The 22244-nt window shown below is 55.8% G+C and carries 22 protein-coding genes; 12 read left to right on the forward strand and 10 right to left on the reverse strand.

Annotation, left to right across the window (positions count from 1 at the left end):
* Positions 1-32: 32 nt before the first annotated feature.
* Together ACIPF8_RS10015 and ACIPF8_RS10020 are read right to left on the reverse strand one after the other, a co-directional pair.
* Entirely contained in the window at positions 33-950 is a 918-nt protein-coding gene (locus ACIPF8_RS10015) for a restriction endonuclease (protein WP_400420295.1), read from the reverse strand.
* A gap of 113 nt (positions 951-1063) precedes the next feature.
* Positions 1064-1696 (reverse strand): ATP-binding cassette domain-containing protein, encoded by a 633-nt coding sequence (locus ACIPF8_RS10020; RefSeq protein WP_400420297.1) that lies wholly within the window; start codon positions 1694-1696, stop codon positions 1064-1066.
* Positions 1697-1879: 183 nt separating this feature from the next.
* Between ACIPF8_RS10020 and ACIPF8_RS10025 the strand changes: the two genes are divergently transcribed.
* The 3 genes from ACIPF8_RS10025 to ACIPF8_RS10035 all read left to right on the forward strand — a co-directional run bounded on the left by ACIPF8_RS10025 (position 1880) and on the right by ACIPF8_RS10035 (position 3031).
* Positions 1880-2089 carry a helix-turn-helix domain-containing protein gene (locus ACIPF8_RS10025; protein ID WP_400420299.1) on the forward strand — a complete coding sequence of 70 codons (210 nt, stop codon included), beginning with the start codon at positions 1880-1882 and terminating at the stop codon, positions 2087-2089.
* A gap of 117 nt (positions 2090-2206) precedes the next feature.
* Positions 2207-2488, forward strand: a complete 282-nt coding sequence (locus ACIPF8_RS10030) for a hypothetical protein (RefSeq protein ID WP_400420301.1) — start codon at positions 2207-2209, stop codon at positions 2486-2488.
* A 171-nt stretch (positions 2489-2659) separates the two neighbouring features.
* Complete coding sequence (locus ACIPF8_RS10035) at positions 2660-3031, forward strand: hypothetical protein (protein ID WP_400420303.1); 372 nt, start codon at positions 2660-2662, stop codon at positions 3029-3031.
* Between the two features lie 189 nt (positions 3032-3220).
* On the opposite strand, the gene ACIPF8_RS10040 is transcribed toward ACIPF8_RS10035, so the two are convergent.
* Positions 3221-3547, reverse strand: coding sequence for an antibiotic biosynthesis monooxygenase (locus ACIPF8_RS10040; protein ID WP_400420306.1), 327 nt, complete (start codon positions 3545-3547; stop codon positions 3221-3223).
* A gap of 198 nt (positions 3548-3745) precedes the next feature.
* On the opposite strand from ACIPF8_RS10040, the gene ACIPF8_RS10045 reads away from it, so the two are divergent.
* The 3 genes from ACIPF8_RS10045 (at position 3746) to ACIPF8_RS10055 (ending at position 5501) form a co-directional block, all read left to right on the forward strand.
* A complete protein-coding gene (locus ACIPF8_RS10045) occupies positions 3746-4501 on the forward strand; it encodes an alpha/beta fold hydrolase (RefSeq protein ID WP_400420309.1) in 756 nt (251 codons plus the stop codon).
* Positions 4502-4555: 54 nt separating this feature from the next.
* Complete coding sequence (locus ACIPF8_RS10050) at positions 4556-4732, forward strand: hypothetical protein (RefSeq protein WP_400420312.1); 177 nt, start codon at positions 4556-4558, stop codon at positions 4730-4732.
* Between the two features lie 172 nt (positions 4733-4904).
* Entirely contained in the window at positions 4905-5501 is a 597-nt protein-coding gene (locus ACIPF8_RS10055; protein ID WP_400420315.1) for an SIS domain-containing protein, read from the forward strand.
* A 26-nt stretch (positions 5502-5527) separates the two neighbouring features.
* On the opposite strand, the gene ACIPF8_RS10060 is transcribed toward ACIPF8_RS10055, so the two are convergent.
* Positions 5528-5896, reverse strand: coding sequence for a 2OG-Fe(II) oxygenase (locus ACIPF8_RS10060; RefSeq protein ID WP_400420318.1), 369 nt, complete (start codon positions 5894-5896; stop codon positions 5528-5530).
* A gap of 91 nt (positions 5897-5987) precedes the next feature.
* Positions 5988-6713: a GntR family transcriptional regulator gene (locus ACIPF8_RS10065; protein ID WP_400420321.1), complete on the reverse strand. Its 726-nt coding sequence runs from the start codon at positions 6711-6713 to the stop codon at positions 5988-5990.
* A 260-nt stretch (positions 6714-6973) separates the two neighbouring features.
* On the opposite strand from ACIPF8_RS10065, the gene ACIPF8_RS10070 reads away from it, so the two are divergent.
* The 4 genes from ACIPF8_RS10070 (at position 6974) to ACIPF8_RS10085 (ending at position 13546) form a co-directional block, all read left to right on the forward strand.
* Positions 6974-8191 (forward strand): pyridoxal-phosphate-dependent aminotransferase family protein, encoded by a 1218-nt coding sequence (locus ACIPF8_RS10070; RefSeq protein ID WP_400420324.1) that lies wholly within the window; start codon positions 6974-6976, stop codon positions 8189-8191.
* 193 nt (positions 8192-8384) lie between these two features.
* The gene (locus ACIPF8_RS10075) at positions 8385-9668 is read left to right on the forward strand and encodes an MFS transporter (protein WP_400420326.1); all 1284 of its coding nucleotides are present in this window, start codon (positions 8385-8387) and stop codon (positions 9666-9668) included.
* A 78-nt stretch (positions 9669-9746) separates the two neighbouring features.
* Positions 9747-10514, forward strand: a complete 768-nt coding sequence (locus tag ACIPF8_RS10080) for a 2-keto-4-pentenoate hydratase (protein ID WP_400420329.1) — start codon at positions 9747-9749, stop codon at positions 10512-10514.
* 20 nt (positions 10515-10534) lie between these two features.
* Positions 10535-13546, forward strand: coding sequence for an FAD-binding and (Fe-S)-binding domain-containing protein (locus ACIPF8_RS10085; RefSeq protein WP_400420332.1), 3012 nt, complete (start codon positions 10535-10537; stop codon positions 13544-13546).
* Positions 13547-14423: 877 nt separating this feature from the next.
* Here ACIPF8_RS10085 and ACIPF8_RS10090 read toward each other — a convergent pair.
* The 5 genes from ACIPF8_RS10090 to ACIPF8_RS10110 all read right to left on the reverse strand — a co-directional run bounded on the left by ACIPF8_RS10090 (position 14424) and on the right by ACIPF8_RS10110 (position 19233).
* Positions 14424-14594 carry a hypothetical protein gene (locus ACIPF8_RS10090; RefSeq protein ID WP_400420335.1) on the reverse strand — a complete coding sequence of 57 codons (171 nt, stop codon included), beginning with the start codon at positions 14592-14594 and terminating at the stop codon, positions 14424-14426.
* Between the two features lie 8 nt (positions 14595-14602).
* Entirely contained in the window at positions 14603-15811 is a 1209-nt protein-coding gene (locus ACIPF8_RS10095) for an RtcB family protein (protein WP_400420336.1), read from the reverse strand.
* 366 nt (positions 15812-16177) lie between these two features.
* Positions 16178-16750 carry an HNH endonuclease gene (locus tag ACIPF8_RS10100; RefSeq protein ID WP_400420338.1) on the reverse strand — a complete coding sequence of 191 codons (573 nt, stop codon included), beginning with the start codon at positions 16748-16750 and terminating at the stop codon, positions 16178-16180.
* 145 nt (positions 16751-16895) lie between these two features.
* Positions 16896-17915: an RNA 3'-terminal phosphate cyclase gene (rtcA, locus tag ACIPF8_RS10105; protein WP_400420553.1), complete on the reverse strand. Its 1020-nt coding sequence runs from the start codon at positions 17913-17915 to the stop codon at positions 16896-16898.
* Positions 17916-17997: 82 nt separating this feature from the next.
* Complete coding sequence (locus tag ACIPF8_RS10110; protein ID WP_400420339.1) at positions 17998-19233, reverse strand: RtcB family protein; 1236 nt, start codon at positions 19231-19233, stop codon at positions 17998-18000.
* A 584-nt stretch (positions 19234-19817) separates the two neighbouring features.
* Between ACIPF8_RS10110 and rtcR the strand changes: the two genes are divergently transcribed.
* Positions 19818-21443, forward strand: a complete 1626-nt coding sequence (rtcR, locus tag ACIPF8_RS10115; protein ID WP_400420342.1) for an RNA repair transcriptional activator RtcR — start codon at positions 19818-19820, stop codon at positions 21441-21443.
* A gap of 335 nt (positions 21444-21778) precedes the next feature.
* Positions 21779-22234, forward strand: a complete 456-nt coding sequence (locus tag ACIPF8_RS10120; RefSeq protein WP_400420344.1) for a nuclear transport factor 2 family protein — start codon at positions 21779-21781, stop codon at positions 22232-22234.
* The last annotated feature ends 10 nt before the right edge of the window (positions 22235-22244 follow it).

The following is a 22244-nucleotide window of genomic DNA, read 5'->3' on the forward strand; positions in this document are numbered from 1 at the left end:
TTCGTGAGTGATTTAGTTCGCGGCCGGCTAAATTAAAAATCGGTTTCTTCAAAATAATCGGAGTCCACGCGTTTCACAACATATGACGCGGAGACTGATACACCAACGTCAAAATCGATCATGAGACCGGCGAGTTGTTTGCCGTCGATTAAAACAACCTTAGTGTCTATGCGTGACGCGTAGTCGACCGCCTCGGCGGTATAAACGGAGGTGGTAATAAAAACCCCTTTTCTCGCGCGCTGCCCCTGAAGCGCACCAACAAATTTCTGAATCTCTGGGCGACCAACCGAGCCTTGCCAACGTTTCGCCTGAATGAAAATAGTGTCAAGGCCGAGGCGATCCTCTTTGATGATCCCATCGATCCCGCCATCACCAGTTTGACCAATCCTTTCACCGGCATCCCGCCTCGATCCTCCGTAACCCATTTTCACCAAGAGCTCAACCACTAGTTGTTCGAAAAATGTGGGTGAACAGCCAAGGATTCGAGACAAAAGTGTCTGGGCTAATTGTTCGCGCAAACCTTGAGACGCGAGCTCGATTGCCTCTTCCGGGGTGGTCTCCACCGATGTCTGCTCATCAGACATCGTAGTCCTACTATTCTGTTTCGAGATGTCTAAAAATTCGATGAATTCGGGCCATTGCTGCAGATATTTGACATCAATTCTGCCAGGGTTGGTGGCGAGTACTTGCTTACCTCGCTCCGTAATCTTGGACATTGCTCGCTTTGGTAATTCGATGAGGCATGCTTTCTTCAAGTAGGTTCTTGCCCAACCAATGCGATTCTTAAAGACACCCTGTTGACCACTCGGTAAGAGCTCTGCGCGTTCTAGTGGTGACAGATGAAAGTGTTCTGCAAGTGCCTCCTCGGCATCGCGTAGCGAATGTTCGATGCCATCTCCCAAATATTGGAGCAAGGGAAGCATGCAGGTTTGATAGTCGGGAATTGGCATGAATGGAAAGATTGTCGAGAAATCAATCTATGCTGCCACGGAGAAACCTACCAGGCAATAAAAATTTTGGGGATACGCAGAAATCTTTCTTAAGCAACACGATAACAAGCTCTTCAATCCCCTAATTCGACCGTGGCCGCTAACGGTATTCCTTCAGGCGTTTCATAGAGGGCGATCACCCAAGCTTGAAATGGATTTGTGCCAAACTGATTCAGCATCTTCACAACAAAGTTGATGGATGCCTTATCCAGACTCGCAAATGGATCATCTAGCAAATTCAGCGTGGCACCAGCGGCGAACGCCGCCGCCAGCCATACTTTCCGTTTGCTCCCTGTAGACAGCATGTACAGCTTCTTATCCAGATGCGGTGTCAGCGACAGCCCTTCCGTCAGAGCTGGCAACAGCGCGTCATCAAAATCAGGATATGCAGTGTGCAGGGACGCAAAATATTCATGCGCAGTCATTTGGTCGAATGCTTCTGAACGCGGGTCCACCCAGAATACTTGGCGTCGATACAGCTCTGGCTGTTCGTTCAGGGACACGCCATTGATTTGCAATTCACCTGCTTGAGCCTGCAGATCGCCAGCCATTAACCGCAACAAACTACTCTTGCCACGCCCATCGCCACCGCGTACCAGCGTGATGCCAGCTGGGATTTCTACGGACAAGTTGTTGAACAACTCCTGATGCGGGTAGTTAAAAGTCAGATTGACGGCTGTCAGGATGGGGGCGTTTGGGTGTGTCATGGCGGCGATTTTAATTTGTCGAAATATCTTCGATCAAGATTACTACGGCGATGCTTCAATGTGGCCGGAAATGAATGCGCGATTCGGCCATTTCAAAAATTTATTCGTAAATAACGACGCGTGATGCGCATATGTGACGATTAGTCCGTCCACGTTTTGCCAAAAAAATGGCCTAATGCAGATGTGAAACCTCTATCCATACGCTTCGGTGAACGAATACGAAAACTTAGAAAAGATCGGGGTCTTTCTCAGGATGGATTTGCCGATCTGTGTGGCTTTGATCGCACCTACATCAGCGGTATTGAAAGAGGACGCCGCAATCCATCTTTGTTTGCGATAGAGGCTTTGGCTAAGGCATTGCGCGTCACTGTATCGGAGCTTTTGGACGGTTAGTAGTGACTCGTAATTTTTAATCTGGATCAAGCAGGACGACACGCGCACTTTGTCAGCAACCCCACCAACGTTTGCTTGCATTGAGCCTCGAACGCATGAAGTGATGAGGATTCTTGAATGCCTTTGTTTATTTTGCCCGCCCCGCACGACGTCGCCGACATCATCGCCGATCAACTCGACTTCCTGCGCGTCCCATCGCTCGCACCGGAGGCGCGTGAACAGGTAATCGACAACTGCATCATCCCGGTGGTGCTGGCGATGCATGCTTGCGAAATGGTGTGTGCCGCTGGTGAATTGGAGCAGCGCGTGTTTGCTGCGTTTATCGGGACGTTGGCGGCGCAGGTGGATGCTGGGGTGACACCGTCCGCTGCGATGAAGCTGCGAGGCTTGCTCAACTGATCTGATCGGTGATGTTGCGCTTGCCGGCATCGACACAGAATCATTTTTACGCCGCATGTACATAGTTGTAACCGAGTGTAATGTACGTCAACAATCCCTTTACTGCCCTCGTTAATTGCTCAGGTCCTCAGGAAATACCTGAGGTAATGAAGATAACGTAAAGGTGCAAAAATGAACAAATTAATCGCTACTCTGATCGCTGGCTTGTTTGCTACTTCTGTGTTCGCTCAAGGCACTGCACCTGCTGCGCCAGCCGCACCGGCAGCGGCTCCTGCCGCAGTGACTGCAACGACTACACAAGCAGCCAAGGCCGATACGAAGACTGAAGCCAAGGCCGCTGGCACTGAAGCTAAAGCCAAGACTACCAAGGCCAAGCCGCATCACAAGGCTGTGAAAGCGAAGTCGAAAGCTGTCGTGAAGTCGGATGCTAAAGAGCCTGCTGCAAAGGAAAAAACAGAAGCGCCGGCAGCCAAGGTAGACGCTAAAGCAAAGACCGAAACGCCAGTCGCCAAGGCAGATGCTAAGGCAGCGGTAACGAAGTAATTTGACGCTTGCCGTGAACGCCACGGCTGCGGTGAGAGTGGCGGTGATGATTGTGCAGAAATGCGTGGTCATCACCGCCATTTTTTTATTGCATGATCAATGCAAGATTCGCGCACGATTCACTCGCATTCAATGCGCTGCAATGTTTGCTTGCAGCACATCAGTGAAAGTGCCGCTTCCGCTCAGACTTCAGCCCGCGCCATCAATCGTCTTGTAGTTGCCAAGATCGGCCTGGATGCCAAGCCGGCTGAACAATTCCTGCGGATGGAAGCCGGTTTTGGCGTGCAGTTTCTGGACTTCGATTTTTGCGGCGTCGATGGACGCCTGGTCTTTCCATCCCATCAGCGTGACGTAGTTGTACGATCCGGGGCCGGAGGTTTGTTCCAGCAGCAGTTCTTGCGTACAGCCTGGCAGGGAGCGCAGCAGCGCGTGCGTGGCGCGGACCCTGGCCAGGAATTCCTGTTGTGCGGCTGCGGGCACGATGAATTTATCTACGCGGTAAATCTGTGAAGTCATGGTTGCTCTCCGACGGGTGTGGGTGGCGACGCGATGGCTGTGCGATTGCTGCGCGCCGAGAGAAATATCAGTTGCTGGCAGCCAGTGTAGGACTTCAAGTTAACTTGAGGTCAAGCGAAAAGCGACGATGATTGTCCGTGGCATTCCGAGTTGGGGTAAGGTGACGTCACCTTATCCAACATCGCTCCATATCTGATCATGCAAGCCATCGAATCCTTCGACGTTTCCTACCAACATGCCATTTTGAAGGGTGATTTTCATCCGGCTGCTACGTCGCAACATGTGCAACTGGCGCATCAAGCGCATCACGCGTTGTTGCTGCACGGCGCCGGCATGAGCTCGCGCGCCACCGCGACGCGCTCGGGTTTGCGCCCGGCGTTGCAGGCGCGCGGCATCGCTACCACGGCCTTCGATTGCATCGGCCATGGCGATACCGGCGGCGCGCTGGCGGACTCTTCAGTGAGCAGCCGCACGCGCCAGGCCGAGGCGGTGATTGCGGCACGGAAGTTGGAAGAGCCGCTGGTGGTTTTTGGCACCAGCATGGGCGCCTACAACGCGATCAGGTTGACGCAGACGCATCGGGTTGCGGCATTGGTGCTGATTGTGCCGGGAGTGTACGAGCCGGCCGCTTACGATGTGCCGTTCGGGCCGCAGTTTTCGCAGATCATCCGGCGCGAGCGCAGCTGGGCCGATAGCGATGCATGGGCTATCCTGGAACAGTTCGAGGGCGATCTGCTGGTGATCGCCGCCGAACACGATGCGGTGATCCCGCTGGAGATACCGGAGCGGCTGGTGCAATCGGCAAGCAAGGCGCGTTCGCGCCAGTTGCGGGTGGTGGCGGGCACCGATCATCAGCACCTGTTCCCGCTGTTGCGCGATGAGCGTCCGGCTGAGTTTGAGGAGTTGATGGCGCGGATTGCCGCTTGCGTGCAGGGCGCGCCGCTGCTCGATTGATGGCAACATGGCGGGAGGCGCCGGCGGAACGTTTGCGCCGGTTGCATGTCTGTCATGCACACCATTTCATTTAGTTTAGGGATTACGATGCGTTTATTCTTTGCCGTTATGGCAACTTTACTTGTCGCCGCCTGCGGTCATGCCCCGTCCAATGGCGACGCCATCAGCGGCAGCAGCATTACGCCTTATGGCGTGATCGATACTGGTGTTACCCGTACGACGAACCGTTGATTTGCAGATAAATTCTCGGCGGCAATTCAGCTGCCTCGATAGCGGTGCGGCCCGGCTCTGGCAATTGGCCACATAGCTCAGTAGAATCGATGGTTTCCGCAATTTAAGTTGCCTTCGGCCACCGCGCTGTGGCGGCAACGGGCGTTATCCCGCATACCAACGGAGTCTCCAAATGCATCAGCACATCAAAGCCAGCCTGACCGAAGCCCAGCAAGCGCTGGATGCCCTGCTCGCCAATCCGGTTGCCTTGCAATCGATCGAACAGGCCGCCACCTTGCTGATCGATGTGTTCCAGCGCAAGGGTCGCGTGTACTCCTGCGGTAATGGCGGCTCGATGTGTGACGCCATGCACTTTGCCGAGGAACTGACTGGCCGCTATCGCCTGGATCGCGCGGCGTTGGGCGCCACCGCCATCAGCGATGCCGGCCATCTGACTTGCGTCGGCAACGACCACGGTTACGAGCAGGTGTTTTCGCGCTACATCGAAGGACACGGCCGCCCCGGCGATTGCCTGGTTGCACTCAGCACCAGCGGCACCAGCAAGAACATCATTCGCGCAGCCAAGGCGGCGCGCGAACTCGGCATGCATGTGATCGTTTTGTCGGGCAAGCCGAGCGAGGTGTTGTCAGCGCTGAGCGATGTCTATATCTGCACGCCGGGCGGCACCTTTGCCGATCGCGTCCAGGAATTGCACATCAAGGTGTTGCACATCCTGATCGAACTGATCGAGCGTCATTTCTTTCCTGAGAATTACGCGGTCAAGGTTTAGTTTTTTGCGGGGCGTTGCACCCGCCCCTATTTCCCGATAATCCATCCAATCGACAACACATAGCGGCTCCCGCCTTCAACGCGGGTGACGCTGTGTTCGCACTGATCGGGCCGGAAAAATTTGATCCTTGAGGTGGAAATGATTGGCGCGCTGCAGACAAATTCGCCGCCGCGCGGCGAGCGCTTGACCACAATATTCAGGCGGTAATGCTTGCCCTGTTTTACTGCATCGGTATGCGGCGGGATTTCCGCGCCGATGGGATAGCGGATCAGGTAACTATCGAACGGTAGCGGCCACGGCGCAGTCAGCAACAACATCTTGTCGTAGCCGCTGTCTTGCCGTCCCTTTTGCCATTTGAATGCCACCGCAAGATATTTGCGTATGTTGGTCAGCATGTTCTCCAACTTCTTGTATGGGTGACTCGTCGCAGCACGAATAGATTCGCGCACTCGCGCCAATCACCTGACAGGACTATTCGGGTTGACACTAAGCCGCAGGCGCAGCCCGCTTTTCATCCAGCAGCGCGGCCGCGCTGAGCACGGCGTCGCGCTTGTCCAGCAGATGCTGGCGCAGCACTTCAGCCAGGCGCTTGCCGTCGCGCGCTTCGAGCGCCTTGACCATCTCGTCGTGATCGTGCGCGGCGCTATCCCATTTGGTTGGCTGGAAATTGGACCTGAAGCGTAGCGCCTGCAGGCGCCGGTTCAAGCCCAGGTAAGTTTGCTGCAGCACCGAATTGCGCGCCGCTTCATTGATCTTGTCGTGGATCGCCTGGTTGCGGCTGTAGTATCCCGGCAGGTCGTTTTGCGCCTTGCAGGCCAGCATCGCATAGTGCAGCGCCTTGATCTCGGCCAATTCAACTGGCGTGATGCGTTCGCAGGCCAGTTCGCCCGACATGGCTTCCAGGCCGCTCATCAGTTCGAAGGTTTCCCAGATTTCAGTTTCCGACATCTTGGAGACCGAGGCGCCGCGATTCGGCGAAATGTCGATCAGCCCTTCCGCGGCCAGCACCTTCAGCGCCTCGCGCAGCGGCGTGCGCGAAATACCCAGCGTTTCGCACAGCTCCCGTTCATTCAATTTTGTCCCAGGCGTCAGCACTGCTTCGACGATCAGGTTGCGCAAATGGTCGACGACCGTGTCGTGCAGGCGCTGACGTTCCAGTTTCGGGACCAGCGGAGCGACTTTTTTCTCTTGATTAGATGTCGTATTTTGCATTCAAAATCCTTTTTAACGCTTTCGCCTCTATTTTAACATCAAATCCCGAGGGCAAGAATGACGGCTGCCAAGTTATCAATGTTGAATGTAATTATGAAGATTTCGGCTGAAAAACCCCATATTTTGTTGTTTTCGATGAGTTTTAAGTAGAAATAAGCCGATGCCTAGAGTCGGGTAATGTCGAAAAAGGCTTTACGTTTGAAATTTTGACTGCTAAAGTATTTTGAATGCAAAATACAATTCGTTCAAAGGAGGAGTAAATGTTAAAGCTAGACTTTCATCCCGCCGGTCGTCATTTCCTGCAAATTCCTGGTCCCAGCCCGGTGCCGGACCGGATTTTGCGCGCCATGAGTTATCCGACCATTGACCACCGCGGCCCCGAATTTGGCGCACTGGGTTTGCAGGTGCTGGCCGGCATCAAGAAGATTTTCAAGACCGAACAGCCGGTGGTGATTTATCCGGCGTCCGGCACCGGCGCCTGGGAAGCTGCGCTGACCAATACGTTGAGCCCGGGCGATACGGTGTTGATGTATGAGACCGGGCACTTCGCCACGCTCTGGAAAAAAATGGCCGAGGCGCTTGGCTTGAAACCTGAATTCCTTGGGCTGCCGGGTATCGAGGGCTGGCGCCACGGCGTGCAGGCTGATCGGATCGAAGAGCGTTTGCGCCAGGACAGCGGCCATCAGATCAAGGCGGTGTGCGTGGTGCATAACGAAACATCGACCGGCGTCACCTCGGACATCGCTGCCGTGCGCAAAGCCATCGATGCGGCAGGACATCCGGCGTTGCTGATCGTCGATACGATTTCCGGACTGGCATCAGCGGATTACCGGCATGACGAATGGGGTGTCGACGTCACCGTGTCGGGATCGCAAAAGGGTTTGATGCTGCCGCCGGGGATCAGCTTCAACGCGGTATCGAAGAAAGCCGTGGCCGTCAGCAAAACCGCGCGGTTGCCGAAGGCATTCTGGGCCTGGGCTGAAATCATCGAGATGAACGAAACCGGCTACTGGCCGTACACGCCCAACACCAACCTGTTGTATGGCTTGTCGGAAGCGCTCGACATGATCCTGGGTGAAGGTCTGGACAATGTGTTCGTGCGTCATCAACGACTGGCGGCGGCATGCCGTTCCGCAGTGCGGGCTTGGGGCCTGGAAATCCAGTGCGCCGATCCGGCCCTGTATTCGCCGGTGCTGACCGGTGTGATGACGCCGCCCGGCTTCGATGCCGATGCGATCCGCAAGACCATCTATGAAAACTTCAACATGTCATTGGGAACCGGTCTTGGAAAAATGAAGGGCGGCATGTTCCGCATCGGCCATCTCGGCGAGGCTAACGAGTTGACCTTGATGGCGACGCTGGCCGGTTGCGAAATGGGTTTGAAATTGGCCGGCGTGCAGTTGGCTGGCAGCGGTGTAGTGGCGGCGATGGATAACCTGGCTGCGCAAAAGAGCAAGCCGGTATTGAAAGCCGCATGAGTATGTCCGGCGCCTGCTGTTGGCGGGCGTCGTTAGTGTCCGAATAAAAAGGCTGGGTTCAATGCGGCTCCGTGCGTGGCACGGCTTACGTCGCAATGGATCGGTCCGGCACGCCCCACAGAGGGCGGCGGGACCAGGGACCGCGTAGGTCTTTCGGCGTTTGCCGACCTGCACATATTGGATGGAGACAACAATGAAACACCTGCGTTTTCGCGCGACGACCGTCGTGCTGATCATGTTATGCCTGATGTATTTCATTACCTATCTGGACCGCGTCAATGTCAGCACCGCAGCAGCGGGCTTTGGCAAGGAATTCAATCTTTCAAAAACCGAAATCGGCCTGGTGTTTTCGGCATTCGCGTATCCGTACCTGGTGTTCCAGATTATCGGCGGCTGGGTCAGCGACAAGTTCGGCGCCAAGCGCACCCTGATTTACTGCGGCATCCTGTGGGGCATCGCCACGATTTTGACCGGCTTCGCCGGCGGCCTGTTCTCGTTGCTGATGGCGCGCTTGCTGCTGGGCCTCGGCGAAGGCGCGACTTTTCCGGCGGCCACGACTGCCATGTCGCGCTGGGTGTCGAAGGAAAATCGCGGGTTTGCGCAAGGCATCACGCATGCGTTTGCGCGTATCGGCAATGCCGTCGCTCCGGCGATGGTGGTGTTCATCATGGCGACGCACGGCTGGCGCGAATCGTTCTACATCTGCGGCGCGATCAGCCTGGTGTGGGTGCTGGTGTGGGCGTTCGTGTTTACCGAACATCCGGAAAAACATCCGCGCATCACGCCTGAGGAATTGGCGATCCTGCCGCAGGTCAAGAAGAACCAGCCGAAGATTCCTTGGGGGCCGCTGTTCAAGCGCATGCTGCCGGTGACCATCGTCTACTTTTGCTATGGCTGGACCCTGTGGTTATTCCTGAGCTGGATTCCGCAGTATTTCCTGCACAGTTATGACCTCGATATCAAGAAATCGGCGCTGTTTGCCTCCAGCGTGTTCTTTGCCGGCGTGGTCGGCGATACGCTCGGCGGCATCGTCAGCGACCGGATTTTGAAACGCACCGGCAACCTGAAGCGCGCGCGCAGCCAGATGGTCTCGGTCTGCATGTTGTTGACGCTGCTGTCGTTGTTGCCGCTGCTGTTCACGCACAACGTTTACATCTCGATCCTTTGTTTGAGCGCCGGCTTCTTCTTCGCCGAAATGACGATCGGCCCGATGTGGGCGATTCCGATGGACATCGCGCCGCAATACTCCGGCACTGCGAGCGGCATGATGAACACCGGCTCGGCGCTGGCCGCGATCATCTCGCCGGTACTGTCCGGCTACCTGATCGACCGCTTCGGCAATTGGGAATTGCCGTTCCTGGGCAGCATGATCCTGATGGGATTCGGCGTATTCCTGGCGTTCCGCATGCAGCCGGACAGTAAGTTCGAGCAAGCCGCTCCCGGCGGTTCGGCCAACGCTGCCAAGGTTGGCGTATAGCCTGGCGACAGCGGCGCAAGCCGCTTCGCCTATTGGTTTGAGAGTGAAGCAAGAGAGTGACGCAAAAAAGGATTTGCAATGACTTCTTTGGATACAGCGCAAGCCGAGCTGGCAGCTCTATTGAGTAAGGCCTATGGCGACCACGCGATGGTGGAATGCCTGCCGGCGGAACTGGAACCGGCGAATAGCGAGCAAGCCTACCAGGTGCAGCGGGAATTCCTGCGTCACCGGCAGGCCAGCATAGGCGGCTGGAAAATCGGTGCGAAATCGGAAACGGGGCCGGTGCAAGGCGCGCCGCTGCCGGCCGGCGGCATCTTTCCCGCCACCTCGATCATCGAGCGCGCCGACTATCCGGTGCTCGGCATCGAACTGGAAATCATGTTCTGCTTCAAGCACGATATCGATCCAGACGCGGCGCCGCTAACGGATATCCAGGTCATGCAAAGCATAGGCTCGATGGCGGCATCGGTGGAGATCGTCTCCAGCCGCATCGCCGGTTGGCCGGAGTTGCCCAAGCTGCTGCAACTGGCCGACTTGCAAAACCATGGCGCCCTGATCGTCGGCGAATTCGTTGATTACCACGCCAGTTTCCCGTTTGTCAGTCCGGCGGCGCACCTGACGTTGGGCGGCCGCGACATTTTCAAAGGCAGCGGCAGCAACCCGGCAGGCGATCCACGCCGGCTGCTGGCTTGGCTGGTACAACATTGTCGCGTGCAAGGCATTGCGATTCCGCGCGGCACGGTAATCACCACAGGCTCTTACACCGGGATCCACTTTCCGGAAGAGGCAGGATTGGTCATTGGTCAGATCGCCGGCTTACCGCCGATCCATTTTGAACTGGGCTGACATTTTTTCAGGATTTCTCCATGCTGGTCAAACCTATCCATCTAATGCCTCGTGCCGTCAGTTTCTCCACGCCGCTGGCGGCACAGCTGCGCCGAGAACTGCGCGGCGATGTACTGTTCAGCCAGGCCGACCGCGGCCGCTATGCCACCGATGCCTCGATCTACCAGATCATGCCGATCGGCGTGGTCGTCCCGCGCGACCAGGACGATCTGCTGAGGGTGCTGGATATCGCCCGCGATAACCATGTGCCGATCCTGGCCAGGGGCGCAGGCACCAGTCAGTGCGGCCAGACGGTGGGCGAAGCGCTGGTCATCGACAGCAGCAAGTGGCTCAACAAGGTGATCGATTTCGATCCGGCTAAGCGCACCGTGACGGTAGAGCCGGGCATCGTGCTCGATCATTTGAATGCCTGGCTGAAGCCGCATGGCTTGTGGTTTCCGGTAGATGTTTCCACTGCGGCCCAGTGCACGATTGGCGGCATGGCCGGCAACAATTCCTGCGGTTCGCGCTCGATTGAATACGGCAATATGGTGCATAACGTGACAGCAATCGATGCCGTGCTCGCCGATGGTACGCAGGGACGCTTTGAGCGCCTGGACCGGATGCCGGCGACGGCAAGGATGGGCGAGCTTGTCGCCGGCTTGCAGCGCATCGCACAGCGCGAGCGTAGCGAAATTGCCGAACGTGTGCCGAAGGTGTTGCGGCGCGTCGGCGGCTACAACATCGACATCTTCGATTGCCAGAATCCGCGCGCCTATACCGACGACGGTGTCGCCAACCTGGCGCATATCCTGGTCGGCTCCGAAGGGACCTTGGCGTATAGCCGGCAACTCACATTGGCGCTGTTGCCGCTACCGGAGCATAAGGTGCTGGGCGTGGTCAATTTCCCGACCTTCTACCAGGCGATGGATATGACGCAGCATATCGTCAAGCTGGGACCGACTGCAGTCGAGCTGGTCGACCGCACGATGATCGACCTGGCCATGGGTAATCCGGCATTCAAGCCGGTCATCGAAAAGGCGCTGGTCGGACAGCCGCAGGCGATCCTGTTGGTCGAGTTCTCCGGCGAAAATCTCGATGCGTTGTTGGTGAAACTGGTGCAGCTGGATGAACTGATGGCCGATTTGCAATTGCCCGGCGCGGTGGTGCAAATGCGCGGCGCCGCCGAACAAAAGGCATTATGGGAAGTGCGCAAGGCCGGCCTCAACATCATGATGAGCATGAAAGGCGACGGCAAGCCGGTTTCGTTCATCGAGGATTGCGCCGTGCCGCTCGAGCACCTGGCGGAATACACCAGCCAGTTGACCGAGGTGTTCCACAAGTACGGCACTGAAGGCACCTGGTATGCACACGCCAGCGTCGGCACGCTGCATGTGCGACCGATACTCGACATGCGCCGTGGCGGCGCCAAGGACATGCGCGAAATTGCCGAAGCGGCGTCGGCACTGGTGCGCAAATACAAAGGCGCATATTCCGGCGAGCACGGCGACGGCCTTTGCCGTGGCGAATGGGTGGCCTGGCAATACGGCCCGAAGATCAACGCGGCCTTCAGCGAAATCAAAGAACTGTTCGATCCGGAGAATCGCTTCAATCCGGACAAGATCGTGCGTCCTCCAAAGATGGACGACACCGCCAATTTCCGTTTTGCGCCTGGCTATCGCGAGCTGCCGCATGCGCCCTTGCTCGATTGGTCAACCTGGAATGTCCGCAGGAATCCACTGACTGGTGAAGAAACGGCGCCCGGTAGCGGCGACGACCGCAGTGGCGGCCTGGCCAAGTTGGTCGAGATGTGCAACAACAATGGCCATTGCCGCAAGTTCGACGCCGGCACCATGTGTCCGAGCTATCGCGTCACCAAGGATGAAAAACACGTCACCCGCGGCCGCGCCAATACGTTGCGACTGGCGCTCTCCGGCCAGCTTGGCAGCGCCGGCCTGGCCAGCGTCGAAGTCAAGGAAGTGCTGGACTTGTGCGTATCTTGCAAGGGCTGCAAGCGCGATTGCCCGACCGGCGTCGACATGGCAAAAATAAAAATCGAAGCACGCGCAGCATGGGCCGGAGAACACGGCGTCAGCCTGCGCGACAAGCTGATTGCCTTCATGCCGAAATATGCGCCCTACGCCAGTAGCGTTGGCGGATTCCTGGCGTTGGCCGACAGCGTGCCGCTCTTCGCATCCTGGCTCAAGAAACGGATCGGCATCGCACCGCAACGTTCACTGCCCCGCTTCAAGAAGGCTTTCCTTGGTAACGCAAAAAGCAATTCCAGCAATGCAGACGGGCGCGAAGTATTGCTGTTCGTCGATACCTTCAATAACTACATGGAACCGGAAAACGCCCGCGCCGCGCAACAGGTGCTGGAAGCCGCCGGCTACAAGGTGCATTTCAATGTAGTGGCCGGTGAGCAGCCTTTGTGCTGCGGCCGCACCTATCTATCCGCCGGCCTGGTCGAACAAGCCAAGGCCGAAGCGCGCCGCACATTGGATGCATTGATGCCGCTGGTCCGACGCGGCGTCGCCATCGTCGGCCTGGAGCCGTCCTGCCTGCTATCCATGCGCGACGAGTTCCTGAATTACGGCTACGGCGACGAAGCCCGGCAACTGGCGCAATCGGCCTACCTGTTTGAAGAATTCCTGTTGAAGGAAAAAAAAGAGGGACGGCTGCAGCTTGATTTGCAAGCCCTGCCGACGAACCAGGTCCTGCTGCACGGACACTGTCATCAAAAAGCATTCGACGCCTTCAGCCCGGTGCAAGCCGTACTCAAATGGATTCCGCACATCGAACTGGCCACCGTCGAATCCTCTTGCTGCGGCATGGCCGGCAGTTTCGGCTACGAAGCAGAACATTACGAAGCCTCAATCGCAATGGCCGAACTCACCTTATTGCCGGCCGTGCGCAAGGCCGGCAATGCCAGCATCGTGGTCGCGGACGGCACCAGTTGCCGCCACCAGATCCACGACGGCGCCGGGATGGAGGCATTGCATGTGGCGCGGGTGTTGGCGTTGTCGTTGAGAGAAAAACGTCTGGTTAAATGACGAGCTGATGAATCGCCTCTGGAATATAGACCGAAAAAACAAAAGGCCCTTACGGGCCTTTTGTTTTTGTTGCGGAGTATTCAGTTGAAGATCTCGTATTTCCCTTGAGTTGAGCTGGCGCTTTTCTCGAGCGTACAGCGCCGCGCATCCATAGTAATCCTGGCTACTCCCTGTCGCCGCTACGCGGGCATTGTTTTCAAGGATTACCCATTCCTTTCGAAGCACATCCCAGCGCTTGTCAAACATCCGGTGCCTGCCGACGACGCCATCGATTTCTTTCAGTACGATGTATGGCGGAGGCAGCGTATCCAAGGTAACTTCGTACCAGACCTGATTGATCAGATGCAGTTGCACGCGGTCGGAAAGAATGCGACGAACCCTGCTTTTATCCAGTTCAAATGCAAGGTGCTCGCGATCTCTGTCAGCTTTATAGCTCGCATGGAAACGATTGCGCAGCAGGATTCCGGTTACCGGATGAACAAACAACTCAGCGCGGGACTGCGCCAATTCCACGTAACTCCCGGATCGCCTGTATTGACGCAGTAATACGCGACCGGCTTTACGGTCTCCTTCCCAGCGGGTCTGCGTCTCTACGAAGTCATTCAGATGCTGCAGGATATGTTGCTTGACGGTGCTGCGGGCATCTATCACCGCTCGGATTTCTGCATAGACCTTGTCCCACGGACGATTGACCTGTTTTTCCAGAAAACGCTTCAACGGTGCAAGATTCTCGTTGAGCCCCTTACTATCGTTGTAACCCATTTTCATGCCAAGCACGCCGGCAAGTTCTTCACGATTACGGAAAGGACGGCCGTCGCCTTTGTAGGCATTGCTGTTTACGCGGCGTGGCCGTTCGACAATCACCTTGAACATATCGTCACGCATCGTCGCCTCCATCGCTTTTGCGCCCCGACAGCAGCAGATTCAGCTTTTGCTTTTCGGTGCGCCGCGCGTGCCGCGTCGGATTGTGTGAGTCGTGGGCGCCGGCCTTCCTGGCTCTGGCTGGAGCAACCAGCGGGTTGCGCGGCTTTGGTAGTTTGATGGTCATTTTCATATTCATCCTTTTACGCAAATCACCTGGCGCAACGTGTGCACCACTTCAACCAGATCGGTCTGATGCGCCATGACCTGGTCGATATCCTTGTAGGCGGCCGGAATTTCATCGACCACGCCGCCGTCCTTGCGACATTCGATGCCGGCCGTTTGAGCGGCCAGGTCGAAGTGGTTGAACTTGCGCTTGGCTTCACTGCGGCTCATGCGCCGGCCGGCGCCGTGTGAGCAGGAGCAAAACGATTCCGGGTTGCCTTTGCCACGCACGATGTAGCTTTTGGCGCCCATGCTGCCTGGGATGATGCCGAGTTCGCCTTCACGTGCCGAGATCGCGCCTTTGCGAGTGATGAACAGGTTTTCATTGCCGTGCATTTCACGTGATACGTAGTTGTGATGGCAATTGATCGCTTCGCCGTCCAGTTTGAATGGTGGCAGTTGCTGAGCCAGCACATCGACCGCTCGGCGCATCATTTCGCGCCGGTTGATCAATGCGTAGTCCTGCGCCCAATCGACGGCTTCCACGTAGTCGTCGAACAGCGTCGAGCCTTCACTGAAGTACGCGAGATCCTTGTCCGGCAGATGCAGGTGATTGCGCTCCATATCCTTCTTCGCCGCCGAAATGAAGTAGCGTCCGATCACGTTGCCGATGCCGCGCGAACCGGAGTGCAGCATGATCCAGACGCGCTGTTCCTCGTCCAGGCAGATCTCGATGAAATGATTGCCGCCGCCAAGCGTGCCGATCTGGCAAATCCAGGTCTGCGCAAACTTGTGCTGCATCTTCATGATTCCCTTGTGCCGCGCCACGATGCGGTCCAGCCGGTCATTCAGCGGACGGCCGACGCGGGCATGGGTCGAGCCGCGCACCTTGTTCCATTCGTGTTGTTCAAAGCCGACTGGAATCGATGCCTCGATGGCGCTGCGCAGCCGCGCAAGGCTGTCGGGGAGTTGGCTTGCTGTCAGCGTGGTGCGTACCGCGTTCATGCCGCAGCCGATATCCACACCGACTGCGGCGGGAATGATCGCGGCGCGAGTCGGAATCACGCTGCCGACGGTAGCGCCAATGCCGGCATGGACATCGGGCATTGCCGCCACATGCGGATGCACGATCGGCAGGCTGGAGATGTTGATCAGCTGCTGTAGCGCACTGTGGTCGATCTCGTCGGTAAATATGTGCACGGGCACCAGGCCCTTGTGCAGGGTTTGTTTGATTGGCATAACTTTTTCTTCAAATTATTTGTCATGCCGGGGCCTTTGCTGCAGGCCACGCCGTTGGCGCGCCCGGAAAAGCAAAAACCCCGGCGAGTTTCCTCACCGGGGTTCTTGATTGGAACGTCCGGCTCGGGGCGGCAATATTGCCGATACCCCGAGCAGGTATGCGCGGGGCTATGTGTGTTGCGAGTTACTGATAGCCGTCCGTGGCATAGCCGTTCCTTTCTGAAAAATGTTGGTTGAAATTACTGAGCTGCGATTCTGCGCCCGATGAATTCCGAGTGTCAAACAATTCGCGGATCGGGCAAGGCATTTTGTTGTTTTTCCGTGCACGATGCGTGCCGTGAAATGCGTTGCCGGACTGCGGCACATTCAGTTCAACTCGCGCATCCTGCTGTGTTTCGGCAGCCTGGCAGCGAGATAATCGTGTTGATCCGCCAGTACATTGCGGCCGCTCAGCAGATAGTGTTCGGCGCGGCAAGGGACATACGGGACATACAGGAGCGGACGGAAATCTTGCAGCGGCTTGTTGCCCTTTTCCTGGTTGCAGTCTTTGCAGGCGGTGACGCAATTCATCCAGGTATCCCTGCCGCCGTGGGAGCGCGCGAGGATGTGGTCGCGCGACAAATCGCTGTGCTGGAAATGGCCGCCGCAATAGGCGCAGGTGTAACGGTCGCGCCGGAACAGCAGATCGTTGTGATGGCCCAGCGGCAGTTCCATGTGCAGCATGCGCGCCATGATGGCGCTGCCGGCGATGGCGATGATCGGTTTGACGAGGATGCGCGATTGCACCCCGGTGCGCGAGTACCCGCCGCGAAAGACGATCTCGCCCTCCCCCAACTCCCAAGCCACCTTCCCGCTCGCATAATAGAGCACAGCGTCTTGCGGCGAAATCCAGTCGAAGGGATTTCCTGCGATGTCCAGAGTCAGAATATGGGAGCTCATTTTCTTCACCTTTGCAGATGATTATAACCAGCATCTTGCGGTTTCGGAAAGTTCGTGATTTTTTGACTGTTTTAGCGACGTATGGCAATGAGTTCAGTTGCAGGATTGCCATTAGAGCGATTTTCCCGAGGCAATCCGCCCCTGTCTATCTTGTTTCGATGGTGCACGTGCTGAGCATGCCGTCATGTTCAAACGAAATCACTACTGGCAGGAAGTGTTCAATCACCTCGGCGTTCGTCGTCGCATGCTTTGACATGCAATTGGTGGTGAAGCGGCCACGGCCGGTCAGTGCAAATGGCAGCATGATTTGATCGGCCAAGTGCTCGCCGACTGCTGCTCCGGATGTGAGATATTGCCGCAATTGCGAAATTGCCTTCCTTGCAACATCTTCGGAGCGCACCATTTTCTCGCCGAACGCGCAAAAGACATCCGTAACATATTGATATTCGAGCGTGATGAGCAAGGCATTACCGGGACCCTGTTCAGCTGGCAAGCCACGGATCAGCAATTGTGACTCGTCCCAACCCATGGCTGCCTTCACACATGCGAGTTCCCGCTTTGCGACATCGAGCGGAACGCCGGCGATGAAGCTTTCCGCATAGCCTGATACGCGTTCTCCACGGGTCATCAATTCAAGTGACTTTAGCTGTATGCATGGCAAAACGCGCGCAACTATTTCACCGCCGCCGGCAGGATAAAAGCCGACGCGCTTCAATTCGATCTCCAGCGTTGCGCCCATCTCAGCCAGCACGCGGCCATATGCGCGCTGCAAGAAATGCGCCGGGGGCGCCATCGAATTATGTGTACCGCCAGTGATATGAATCATGGAGGGTTCATCCGCATACAGCAGCGCCGGCAGCAATGTCTGCAACACCAAGGTACAGCTGCCAGCGGTGCCGATGGAGAATTTATAGTCCCCGCCCCTGATCTTGCCAGGCACAAATTCAAGCGATTGCGCGCCCACGGTTACAGAGCCGATATCGGCATTACATATTGCCGCCGCAGCTTGCACGGCGACCAGGTGTTGCCGCATCAATCCTGGCTTGGGACGATTTGCCCTGATATTGATAATGCGAAATGGTTGTCCGGTAATCATCGACAATGTTAATGCCGTACGCAAAACCTGGCCGCCACCTTCCCCTGTTGCCCCATTCAATTCAATCATTTTCTTCAATTTTTTCTTTGTTTTTATTACCGAAGTCACGCCTGTAAGCGTGACTTCGGGACGTTATAAGAGCAACGGCTCTCTATCCTTTAACGCATACCACTTGCTTCAAGGTATGTATGACTTCGACCAAGGCGCGCTGCGCTTCCATCACCGCATCAATGTCCTTGTAGGCCATCGGGATTTCATCGATCACATTGGCATCCTTACGGCATTCAACACCTTCGGTCGCCTTGATCTGGTCGTCGATGGTGAAGCGCTTCTTGGCTTCGGTGCGGCTCATGGTACGGCCGGCGCCGTGACTGCAGCTGTTGAAGCTCTCCGGATTACCTTTGCCGCGAACGATAAAGCTTTTTGCACCCATCGATCCTGGAATGATTCCCAGCTCGCCCGCACGTGCTGATACCGCCCCTTTACGCGTCACCAACACATCCTTGCCGAAGTGCTGCTCCTTTTGCACATAGTTATGGTGGCAATTTACAGCTTCCACGTGAGTTTCGAACGGTTTTGTAATCACCGTACGAACTGCGGCGATCAAGTTTTGCATCATCACTTCGCGATTCATGCGAGCAAATTTCTGGGCCCAGCCAACCGCTTCGATATAGTCATCGTAATGCCGGGTCCCTTCAGGCAAATACGCCAAATCCTGATCTGGCAAATTAATGAAGTGGGTACGCATTTCTTGCTTGGCCAGTTCTATGAAATGGGAGCCGATCGCATTACCTACGCCGCGTGAACCGGAGTGCAACATGAACCAGACGACATTGGTCTCATCCAGGCAAACTTCAATGAAGTGATTGCCGGAACCGAGCGTTCCCAAGTGGCGATAATTATTGGTTTTCGCCAGCTTCGGTGTTTTAAGGCAGACTGCGTCGAATTCATCCTTCAATTGCGCCCAGGCGGCATCGACCGGTGTTGGCGGAGTTTCCCAGGAGCCCTTGTCGCGTCCCTTGAATCCCCGCGTCTTCGGCGAAGCACCGTGTGGAATGGCCTTTTCAATTGCGCTGCGCAATGGGCCCAGGTTATCCGGCAGATCGCGGGCGTTCAAGGTTGTCTTGGCAGCCATCATTCCGCAGCCAATATCTACGCCGACAGCCGCTGGAATAATTGCACCCAGCGTCGGAATCACGCTGCCGATAGTCGAACCTTTACCGAGGTGGACGTCCGGCATCACGGCGAGATGCTTGTAGATGAAAGGCATTTTCGCCGTATTGCTCAGTTGTTGTCGTGCTTCGGCTTCCACCGGCACACCCTTGGTCCACATCTTGATATGGCTACCGCCCTCAACATTGAGGACATCGTATTCTTCGTGTTTCATGATCTTTTCTTTTATAAATAAGGCTGATGTCGAGTGCTGCTGAAGTGCTTTCTTAGTTCTCCACCTGCATCCGCCTGATACCTGATAATGCGTGGTCAATCAAATCCCGACAAGAGTTGACAAGATATTTTGCCAAACTTGCTCGGTCTGGCAGGTCGGATAGGCGCCGGCCATTCCAAATGTAGTCTTGTCCGTATTCGGGGACGCGCGTAATTGAGCGACGGTATGACAAGCAGTTGATGTGATGAGGCACGTTGATGTAGTCGCATCGGTATTCATGCCCCGTTCAAAGCTTGTACTGCTAATTCTGATCATCCAACTCATCTCTATCTCCCGTCTGTTGCCGAGACCGCTGTCGGTATTACCCGCGTATCGTTTGCGGCTAGGCATGTCATCCATAATTTCGTTACTTGCCTCTCCTTTATTGCAACGACTGTGCCAGATAGGTATGTAGCAGCGAATATCTCGTGTAACGAATTGATTTTAAAGAGATTTGTTAAATATTCTTTGCTTTCAAAAGAGTTTGTGAGATATTCATATTCCAAAGAGAATTATCTTATTGGATAAAGATTTATCTGAAAAATATGAAGAAGAAACGCATTGTCGTCATTGGATTCTTAGGTACCCAGCTTGATAAAGGCTCCGGCAGTGGCCGCTGGGAGAAATGGCGTCCGACAGTGGCGCTGACACAGCATGACGAGATGGTGGTTGAGCGGTTTGAGTTGCTCTACAGCGGCAAGTACGAGAATCTTGTGCAGCAGGTGACGAGGGATATCGGATCGGTGTCGCCGGAAACCGAGGTTGTTGCTCGCCAATTGTCGATCGCCGATCCTTGGGATTTTGAAGATGTGTACGGTTGCTTGTTCGACTTTGCCAAAACCTATCCATTCGATACTGACAACGAGGAATACTGGATACATATCACAACCGGTACGCACGTCGTGCAGATCTGTATGTTCCTGATGACGGAGGCGCACTATTTTCCTGGGCGGCTTTTGCAAACATCGCCATCGCGCAGGCAAACGGTAGGCGACGCAGGTAGTTATACGTTGATAGACCTTGACCTTTCCAGGTATGACCAGATCGCGCAACGGTTCTCGCGTGAACAGGAAGAAGGTGTCGCGTTCCTGAAATCGGGTATCGCAACGCGCAATGCGCGCTTCAATACGATGATCGACGAAATCGAACGGGTCGCCATCAAATCCAAGGCGCCCATGTTGCTGATGGGCCCCACCGGCGCTGGTAAATCCTTCCTGGCCAAGCGCGTATTCGAATTGAAGAAGGCACGTCACCAACTGGATGGCAAGTTTGTCGAGATCAATTGCGCAACGCTGCACGGTGATGGAGCTGGATCGACGTTGTTCGGCCATATCAAGGGAGCGTTCACTGGCGCGGCATCCGACCGTCCCGGGCTGCTGCGCACGGCGCACAAAGGATTGCTGTTTCTTGATGAAATTGGTGAACTTGGCCTTGATGAGCAGGCGATGCTACTGAAGGCCATCGAGGAAAAGCGTTTTCTGCCGGTTGGGAGCGACAACGAAGTGCAAAGCGATTTCCAACTGATCGCGGGCACTAATCGCGATCTGTCGCGAGAAGTAGTGGCCGGACGCTTTCGTGAAGATTTGTACGCGCGGATTAATTTATGGACGTATGAATTGCCGGGGCTGGTAGATCGTTCCGAAGATATAGAACCGAATATGGATTACCTGCTGGCTCAGTTCGGTGCCGAAAACGGCCAAATGGTCCGATTCAACAAAGAAGCGCGTGATCACTACATGCGGTTCGCGATGTCGACGCAGGCATTGTGGATGGGGAATTTTCGTGATCTGTCCGCTTCTGTAACGCGTATGGCGACGCTTGCCGATGCCGGCCGAATTACCGATGCGATTGTGGTGGACGAAACGCTAAGGTTGAAGCGGCTTTGGCAACATTATGCGACGCCGCCTGTTCAGCGAGGCGAGTTCCATCTCGGCGAAGTGATGGAGCGCGGGCAGATTGAGCAATTGGATTTGTTCGACGCTTTGCAATTGAAGGCAGTAATCGATATATGCAGGCGTTCGAAGTCGATGTCGGATGCTGGGCGAAAATTGTTTGCGGCTTCACGTAGCGCCAAGGTCAATCCCAATGACGCGGATCGCCTGAAAAAATATCTGACTAAATTTGGGCTCAGTTGGGAGGGGGTGAACGCAGGCGGCACCGGAGGATTCTGATCAACTGAGTATCGTATCGCGTGAAAGGCGATCCAGCTTGGAGAAATCTTGTGGTGTGCCCCGGGCCGGCACAGCAGCTTGGCTGAGGCGCTCCAAATGAAATCGAGGGCGTGGCATCGTCACCCTCATGCGGCTGCTGACGGGTTTGTATAATCTTCGTATATCATCGTACAACTGGATTAAGTGCGGTGATTTTTCCCATATTTTCAGCAATTATTGTCAATTTCCATTCTAATTTTCCTGGTTTTTGGATTATTTCATGTTGTATGATGACCGATGACTGTGAATGGCTCTTCCCGGTCTTGAACGTAGCAATACAACAACAGGAGACTTGAATGTTGAAAAAATGGATGTCGGTATGCAGCGCTTTGGCCTTGTCGATGGTGCTGGCGCAAGGCGCCGCAGCGGCGTCGCCTGTGGATGATGCGCAGGCTGTGGCGGCCGCGGTTGAGAAGATGGGTGTGGCGATGAATCATCCGGCCGATGGTCCGACACTTGGGCAGTTGGTGATGGATGACTTGAGTTATGGTCACTCCAACGGCAAGGTACAGAACAAGGCCGAATTCATTGACGCGCTGGTAAGCGGCGCATCGAATCTGACTGACATCATTCAGTCAGATCAAACGATCAAGGTGGTGCAGGATGTCGCTGTCGTGCGCAACACGTTCCTCGCCGTCACCAACGATGCCGGCAAGACCGGCAAGGTCTCCCTGAAAATCCTGATGGTCTGGAAGAAGCTCGACGGCCAGTGGCGCCTGCTGGCGCGGCAGGCTGTGCGCTCCGCCGCATAACTCGGCAGAG

It is taken from the genome of Collimonas sp. NPDC087041 (assembly GCF_044745265.1).
Classification (GTDB): domain Bacteria; phylum Pseudomonadota; class Gammaproteobacteria; order Burkholderiales; family Burkholderiaceae_D; genus Collimonas.